The organism is Rhodopirellula maiorica SM1 (assembly GCF_000346295.1).
GTDB lineage: Bacteria > Planctomycetota > Planctomycetia > Pirellulales > Pirellulaceae > Novipirellula > Novipirellula maiorica.
This window is the reverse complement of the sequence record NZ_ANOG01000558.1, coordinates 1-7644: the sequence shown is the minus strand read 5'-3', so window position 1 is coordinate 7644 and position 7644 is coordinate 1. Positions and strand designations below refer to the sequence as shown.

At 55.1% G+C, this 7644-nt stretch carries 4 protein-coding genes and 1 pseudogene; all 5 read right to left on the bottom strand.

The genetic code is table 11. The features are described from left to right. Nucleotides 1-476 (bottom strand): annotated as a pseudogene (locus tag RMSM_RS17915) (hypothetical protein); the annotation flags it as partial. 110 nt (nucleotides 477-586) lie between these two features. Further along, complete coding sequence (locus tag RMSM_RS17910) at nucleotides 587-3679, bottom strand: valine--tRNA ligase (protein ID WP_008699247.1); 3093 nt, start codon at nucleotides 3677-3679, stop codon at nucleotides 587-589. A gap of 13 nt (nucleotides 3680-3692) precedes the next feature. Further along, nucleotides 3693-5282 carry a citramalate synthase gene (gene cimA, locus RMSM_RS17905; protein WP_008699245.1) on the bottom strand — a complete coding sequence of 530 codons (1590 nt, stop codon included), beginning with the start codon at nucleotides 5280-5282 and terminating at the stop codon, nucleotides 3693-3695. Nucleotides 5283-5639: 357 nt separating this feature from the next. After that, nucleotides 5640-6017 (bottom strand): hypothetical protein, encoded by a 378-nt coding sequence (locus RMSM_RS17895; protein WP_008699242.1) that lies wholly within the window; start codon nucleotides 6015-6017, stop codon nucleotides 5640-5642. A 207-nt stretch (nucleotides 6018-6224) separates the two neighbouring features. Next, on the bottom strand, nucleotides 6225-7334 hold the full coding sequence (gene mnmL / locus RMSM_RS17890) for a tRNA modification radical SAM protein MnmL/YtqA (protein WP_052031691.1): 1110 nt from the start codon (nucleotides 7332-7334) through the stop codon (nucleotides 6225-6227). Nucleotides 7335-7644 lie beyond the last annotated feature (310 nt).

Below are 7644 nucleotides of genomic sequence, written 5' to 3'. Positions count from 1 at the left end.
CCCATCAATCGATCTTGAGTGTCCTTGGCACGCGCCATCTCGGCGGCCGCTTTCTCGAGCGCTAGCGTGCCGTGCGAGACATCGAGTCCAGGCGTCTGGTGGCCGGCATGTTGAGACCCGGTTTGTTTGTTGTAGCCACACTTGGTGCACAGAATCGCGTCGGCTTTCATCTCCGCCCGACAGGCCGGACAGATGGCCGCGACTTGCTGGCTGAAGCCTTCTTCGTCAAACAGGTCGTCCAAGCGATTGCCCATCGCCACAGGGGCAGCCGGCGCCGGACGCCGCGCCGGGGTGGGCTGTGCAGCCGCTTGTTTTGGCTGTGCAGCGGGTTGCTTGGCCTGGGCAGCCGCTTGCTTCGCCTGGGCCGTGGCCTTTCCCGCAGGTACCTTCAACACCGTTTGACAACCGGGGCATTTCACCGCTTTGCCCGCAGCCGCATCCGGGATGTTCAGCACTTTGCCGCACTGGCAAGTCATTTTAATAGGCATTGTAAATAGCCAATAAGGATAATGTGTCCGGCAACGCAGCGACCGAGATTCCTGTCTACCTGCTTATCTTGAACCGCTTTGCGATTCGAGTCCAGCGTCTAACCTAGTTTACTCTTAAGTCGCAGAATGTCATTTTCAACCGATTCGAGTTGTTGTTTTAATTCGGCAAGCGAATCACGTTCCTTCGCTACCACCTCTGCGGGGGCACGAGCCACGAAGTTTTCGTTGGAAAGTTTCTGCTCTTTTCCACCGATCTGTTTGACCACTTGGTCTCGCAGTTTTTCCAAGCGAGCCAACTCAGCTTTGAAATCGATGAACTGTTCCAAGTCGACGTGCACTTCGATGTCCAATCCGGTGATGGCCAACGGGGCATCAATCTCAAATGGCTTCGCCGCGGGGCTTAGTTCGACAATATCAGCGCCGGCGAGCCCTTGGAAATAGGTCCGCATCGGTTCCAGCAACGCTTGCGAGGATTCGCTACAGCGGATCGCGACGGGGACCGTATCACGCGGAGCGATGTTTTGACTTGCTCGAATACGGCGAATCGCTCCAACGACCTCTTGGAACTCGTTGAATTGCCGTTCAATGTTCTCGTCGTAGTGTGCCGCTTCGGCAACCGGCCACGATGCGGTCATCACGAACTGCGGCGCGTCGACGGCCGCAGGAATGCCTCGTTTCGGAGCCGCTTCGTTCAAGTAGCCCCAAATCGATTCGGTGACAAAGGGGATGATCGGGTGCAATAAACGCAGCAGCGTATCGAGACCATGCGCCATCACGGATTGAGTGACCGCACGCAGCGAGTCGTCGGACAATCGTGGTTTGGCGATCTCGACATAGAAGCTGCAGAATTCGTCCCAAGCGAAATCGTAAAGGATTCGCGAGGCTTCGGCGAAATGGTAGTGTTCGGTTGCCTCGGTCACTTGCTTGGTGACGGTTGACAATCGACTCAGCAACCAGCGGTCTTCCAGCGGCAACGATTTGACATCGATATCTTGAGCCTCATAGCCTTCGAAATTCATCAAGGCAAAACGGGCGGCGTTCCACAGTTTATTGACGAAATTACGAGCGGTTTCAAAACGCTCGCTGACCACGGCGGCACGCGGATGCGTTTTATCCTCAGCGGATTCAGCCCACTGGGTCGAGAACGTTTTCTTGCATTCCGGGCAATCCAGTTTGGGTAGGGATCGATTCTTTTTGGTTTGGTCGATCAGTTTTTCGCAATGAGGACACTCGTATTGGACCGGCATCCGCACGTCTTGCGTTTCGGTTGCCAAACGCGCCAATCCGAATCGCAGAGCATCGGGGCCAAACTTTTCGATCACGTCGATCGGGTCGACGCCGTTGCCTTTGCTCTTGCTCATCGTTTCCCCCAATCCATCGAGGATTTTGGGGTGAATGAAGACCTCGTTGAATGGGATCTTGCCGACGTTGTTCAGCCCCATCAAAACCATTCTCGCAACCCACAACGTGATGATGTCACGTGACGTGATCAGCGTGCTGGTGGGGTAAAAGTACTCGAGCTCAGCCGTTTGTTCGGGCCAGCCAAGCGTGCTGTGAGGCCACAGTGCCGACGAGAACCACGTATCCAGTACGTCGGGGTCACGAACGAGTCCCAATCCTTCGACTTTCTCTTCCAGCTTCGGATCATCGCTACGCAAACAAACGAATAGCGAGTAGCTGCCGTCTTCGTTTTCATCGATGCGATCGGCAATTTTGCCCGAAGCATATTCAGGGAAGGCATGGATCGCTTTGGCCGCCGCGTCTGCATCCGCTTCGCCAATCCCGCCGAGCGACCAGATCGGAATTTGGTGTCCCCACCACAATTGTCGGCTGACGGGCCAATCGCGTTTCTCGCTCAACCAGTCGAGATAGCCCTTGCGATATCGCTCTGGGAAAATCTTGACCTGATCGTTGGAAACCGCATCCATCGCGGATTGCGCCAATTCTTCCATCGCCACGAACCATTGGTCGGCCAAGTACGGTTCGATCGGCGTCTTGCTGCGGTCGCTCAGCGGCAACTCGATTTCGCGATCTTCGATCTCACCAAGCAGATCAAGGGCTTCGAGATCCTCGAGCACCTTGGCTCGCGTTTTCTTGATGGTCAAACCTTCGTAAACGCCGGTTTCGGAGTTCATCGTTCCGTCGGCGTTTAGAATGTTGATCATCGGCAAGCCAACCCGTTTACCGACTTCGTAGTCATTCGGGTCGTGCGCCGGCGTGATCTTGACGCAACCGGTGCCCATCTCGGGTTTGGCCCATTCGTCGGCCACGATCGGAATTTCACGATTCATCAGCGGCAGCATTATTTTGCGGCCGTCCCGTGCCATGTCTCGCAGTTGGATCAACAGCGGCAGCATCGTTTTACGACGCTCGGCGAGCGATTCGATCTGTTTATCGATTTCGTTCTTTTCGCCGGCCGAGGCGGTCTCGCGTTTGGCTCTTAGCTCGGCGTCAAGCTTGTCCATCGCTGCGGCAGGGTCGGGATGCACTGCCACGGCGGTGTCGCCAAGCATCGTTTCAGGCCGCGTGGTCGCGATTTCAATTCGCGAAGGTTCGCCTGGTTTAGGATCGACGACGGGATAGAAGATATGCCAAAAGTGGCCTTTTTCGGTCTTATTGATGACTTCGTCATCGCTGACGGCGGTCTGCAGATAGGTGTCCCAGTTGACAAGCCGTTTGCCTCGGTAGATTCGTTTTTTGCTGAACAGATCAAAGAAAGTCGCTCGCACCGCGGCGGCACAGCGATCGTCCAGCGTGAATCGAACTCGCTCCCAATCGCAACTACATCCCATCCGTTTAAGCTGGTCGAGAATCCGTTTTTCGTACTGCTCTTTCCAATCCCAGATCCGCTGGACCAATGCTTCGCGTCCGAGATCGTGACGCGACTTATTTTCCTGTTCTTTGAGTCGCTTTTCAACAACCGCTTGCGTCGCGATTCCTGCATGGTCGGTGCCGGGCATCCAAAGCGTTTCAAAGCCTTGCATTCGTTTGGTGCGAATGACGATGTCCTGCAGCGTGTTGTTCAAGCCATGGCCCAGGTGCAATGCCCCGGTCACGTTCGGCGGAGGGATCACGATCGTAAAGGGTTTGCGATCAGGATTGGGTTCCGCGTGAGCGCATTTTGCGTCTTCCCAAGCTTTCGCAATGTCCGCTACAGCGTCCGAGTGGTCAAATCGAGTCGGAATCGTCATGATTTTTTTAGCGTTACTTGTTTTCGGATTTGTGAAGTTTGTATTCGACGGCATCAACCAGCGCGCTCCAGCTCGCTTCGATGATGTTTTCGCTGACGCCAATGGTGCCCCACGATTCGTGTTCATCGCAGCTTTCGATGTTCACTCGGATCGACGCCTCGGTACCGCTACTTGATTCGACCACGCGTACTTTGTAGTCGGTCAATCGCATTTCGGCGAGCATCGGGTATTCATCGGCAAGCGCCTTGCGAAGTGCGGCGTCCAACGCGTTGATCGGCCCATGCCCTTCGGCGGCATCGAACCACAGGGTTTCGCCAACCTTGAGTTTGATGATTGCTTCGGCAAACACACTCGGCTGTTCACTCTCGATGCTTCGGTCGCCCGCGACGACTCGGTACTTGATCGTGTTGAAGTGCGGTTTGTAGGTTCCCGAAATGCGTTTGACCAGTAGATCGAACGAGGCCCCTGCGTTCTCGAATTGGTAGCCCTGGTTTTCCAGTCGAACGACTTCGCCCAGGATCTTGTCCATCAATTCGCGGTCGTCATCCAAGTTATGCTTATTCGCTAGCGCGGCGATGTTGCTGCGTCCGGACAGCTCGCTGACCAAGATCCGACGTTCATTGCCGACCAAAGCCGGATCAATATGTTCGTAGGTCTTTGCCGCTTTGTTGATCGCATGGACATGCATGCCGCCTTTATGCGCGAACGCACTTTGGCCGACAAAGGGTTGGTTGTTTCGCCACTGTAAATTGGCGGTTTCGTAAACAAAGCGGCTCAGTTCCGTGAGCGGAGTCAGCGATCGGCTGCCCAACACGCTGTAGCCCTTCTTTTTCAGCGCTAGATTCGACATCACCGTGATTAAATCGACGTTGCCGCATCGTTCACCAATCCCGTTGATGGTGCCTTGCACCTGAGTCGCGCCGGCATCGACCGCGGCTAGCGAATTGGCTACGGCAAGTTCGCAATCGTTGTGGCAATGGATACCGATTTGCACGTCGAGATCCGATAACGCCTCGATCGCCAATTCGGTGACTTCGCGAATCCGTTCGGGCAGCGTGCCGCCGTTGGTATCACAAAGGCTAAGCCAAGTGGCTCCGGCCGATGCGGCCGCCCGGAGCGTTTTGATTGCGTATTCGGGATTGGCGTTGTAGCCATCAAAGAAATGTTCGGCGTCGTAGATCAATTCAGCACCGCGAGCAAGAAACTCGGCACTCTCGCCAATCATTGCCAGGTTTTCGTCGAGTGTCACGCGAAGCACTTCGGTGGCGTGATAGTCCCACGTTTTTCCGACCAACGTGATGCAAGGCGTTTCGGCTTGCACCAATGCCTTCATGCCAGGGTCGTCTTCGGCTTTCATCGATTTCCGCCGCGTCATTCCAAACGCACAAACCTTGCTATTGCCGAGGTTGCGTTTTTTGATCTCACGAAAGAACGCCACGTCCTTCTCGTTCGACAGCGGGTAGCCTCCCTCGATAAAGTCGATGCCAATCTCGGCCAACCGCTCGGCAATATTCAGCTTGTCTTGAAGTGAGAAACTGACACCTTCGCCCTGAGAACCGTCTCGGAGCGTTGTGTCGTAGATCAAGATGGGTTTGGCGTTCATCGCGGCTGTGTGGGAGTTAAAAGGAAGCTGCTGAGGAGCGAAAGACTTGGCAGGGGCCGATACGTCAGGGATCGTAGTAGCGAAATTGGCTGGGGACGTTGTGGTTTCAGGTACGAAAAAACCCCCGAAGCTAAGGTGGCCTCGGGGGTGAATGTCAAAGTGGCATCTCGATTCGAGCCCTGTGCCGCGTTGGATTGCGGCCAGTCCGATTCGTTCCCCGCGTTATGGCCGGCTATCAATGCCGACGACGCGGATAATCATGGTTTGGATAATGGTGTGAAATGCCACGGAATTGTCAGTTTCGAACAGGTTTTGAAGCACAGAGGATAGTTTTTTTGCCGACGTTGTCAATCGCCGCTATCCCGGTGTCAACCGGCGGCGACGCGTTTGGGCAAAGGAGATCAGGCTGACAACCAGAAAAAGGGTACAAAGCACCGTCATCGCAATCACCACTTGCATCGCCAACGAGTTCACTTGGATTCCGCGAAGCACGCGGAATAACGCGAACAGAGCGTTGCTGCCCCCGGTCAGCGTGCCCAACAAGGCGATCGCTGCTGCGATGTGCATCGCGTGTTTGCGACGATGAGGATTCAGCCCGACCACGCCGCAGAACAACATCGGAATTCCGAACATCATCGGACAAAATTGAGACGGCATCTTCTGCATCGTCACCATCAACGCCAACATCGTGACAGCGCAGAGCAGCAGGCCAAAAACGATCGCAATACGTGACATCTGTCGCCACTCCGCTCCTAAATGATTGGCTGAGCTCCGCCGCTTCAGCTTCCGAAGCCAGAAATGGTATCGGCCGACGTTTGTTTGGGCGAGGGGGCAGTATGCGGCCATACGATTCGCCGATCCGAAACCTGTTTCCAGCCCCTCCTGATTCTACAAAATGTCGCAGGCGATTTCGACGAATTTCCGCCATCGCAATACAGCGGCCTATTCTTGAGGTCTTCCTCCGCTTTTTTCAATCTTCAGCACCGGAAGCCGGCGTCCTAGATCAATTTGATTGCGAATGGATTCAGGGGTCGCGTCGGCGGGACGCGGACGCTGAGCCGGCGGGATTTTTGGAGCAACACAATGCGATCCTTGACACGTTCCCCGCCGTTTGAATTCTTGTTCGATCGCCAGCCGCAATGACGATTTTTCCAAGCACCATTTGGGTTCGATCAGATAGTTCGACGGAGCATCACCGCTGACGCGTTCGACAATCACCTCGGCCGGAATCCGCTCGAGAAAATCGACGACGGTGTGGGTGTATTCCTCTCGCTGCATCAACACGATCTCGCCGCTTTGCACTTGGTCGCCCAGCGGTGTGCCCAAGACAGCATACAAGTTGTGGATTTTGACCGCGTCAAAGCCGAGTCGACCGATTTCGGTCGCCGTTTCCATCATCATTGCGTGAGTTTCGCCTGGAATCCCCAAAATCACATGGCTACAGCACTCGAATCCACGGCCGCGGCTACGATCGATCGCATTGATCATGCTGGCGTGATCATGAGCCCGGTTCATCCATTGCAGCCCAGCATCGTGGATCGTTTGCATCCCAAATTCGAGTGAGACGTAGGTTTCCCGAGCCAAGGTTTCCAGCAGCATCAGAACGCTCTCGGGCACACAATCCGGACGGGTGCCAACCGCCAGCCCAACGACACGAGGGTCGATCGAGAGTGCCAATCGGAAAACCTCTTCAAGTTGCTCGACCGGCGCGTAGGTGTTCGTCGCGGGCTGAAAATAGGCGATAAAACCCGCCACTTTGTCGTACCGTTTGGTGACCGTCTCGATCCCCGTGGCCAATTGTTCGCTGACCTGTTTTAGCCGCACCCGACGTGACGGGCTGAATGAGCGGTTATCACAAAAATTGCAGCCTCCACGTGCGACTGCGCCGTCGACGTTGGGACAGGTGAACCCTGCATCGATGCTGACGCGTTGGATTCGGCCACCGAATCGTCGGCGTAAGGAGGCGCCAAATGCGTTAAATGGCAATTTTTCCGATTGCCATTTCAATCGTTCGTTGAATTCGGAGTCGATCAATTTACAAACCGTTGCCATTTGTGAAAATTTGGTCAAAATAAAGTGGCTGACGTGAACGGGAATCCATTGCCCGATTGGCGGGGATGGTAATAATGCCCCCCGTTTCCAATCGCCTGGATGCCACCAGCGTCATACGATGGGAATATGGGACCGACGCGACGACGGGAATCGCTCCGCTGGCTGCCACTTCCCCGTTTTTGTTTACTCGGACAGGAAGACTTTGATCGTGGAATTTGACGACGAAATATCGAAACCTCAATTTGCCGGGCCCTATGGACAGCTGACCCCTTGCGGGGGCGGTGACCCCATTCCGCTTGTGAAAGAACGG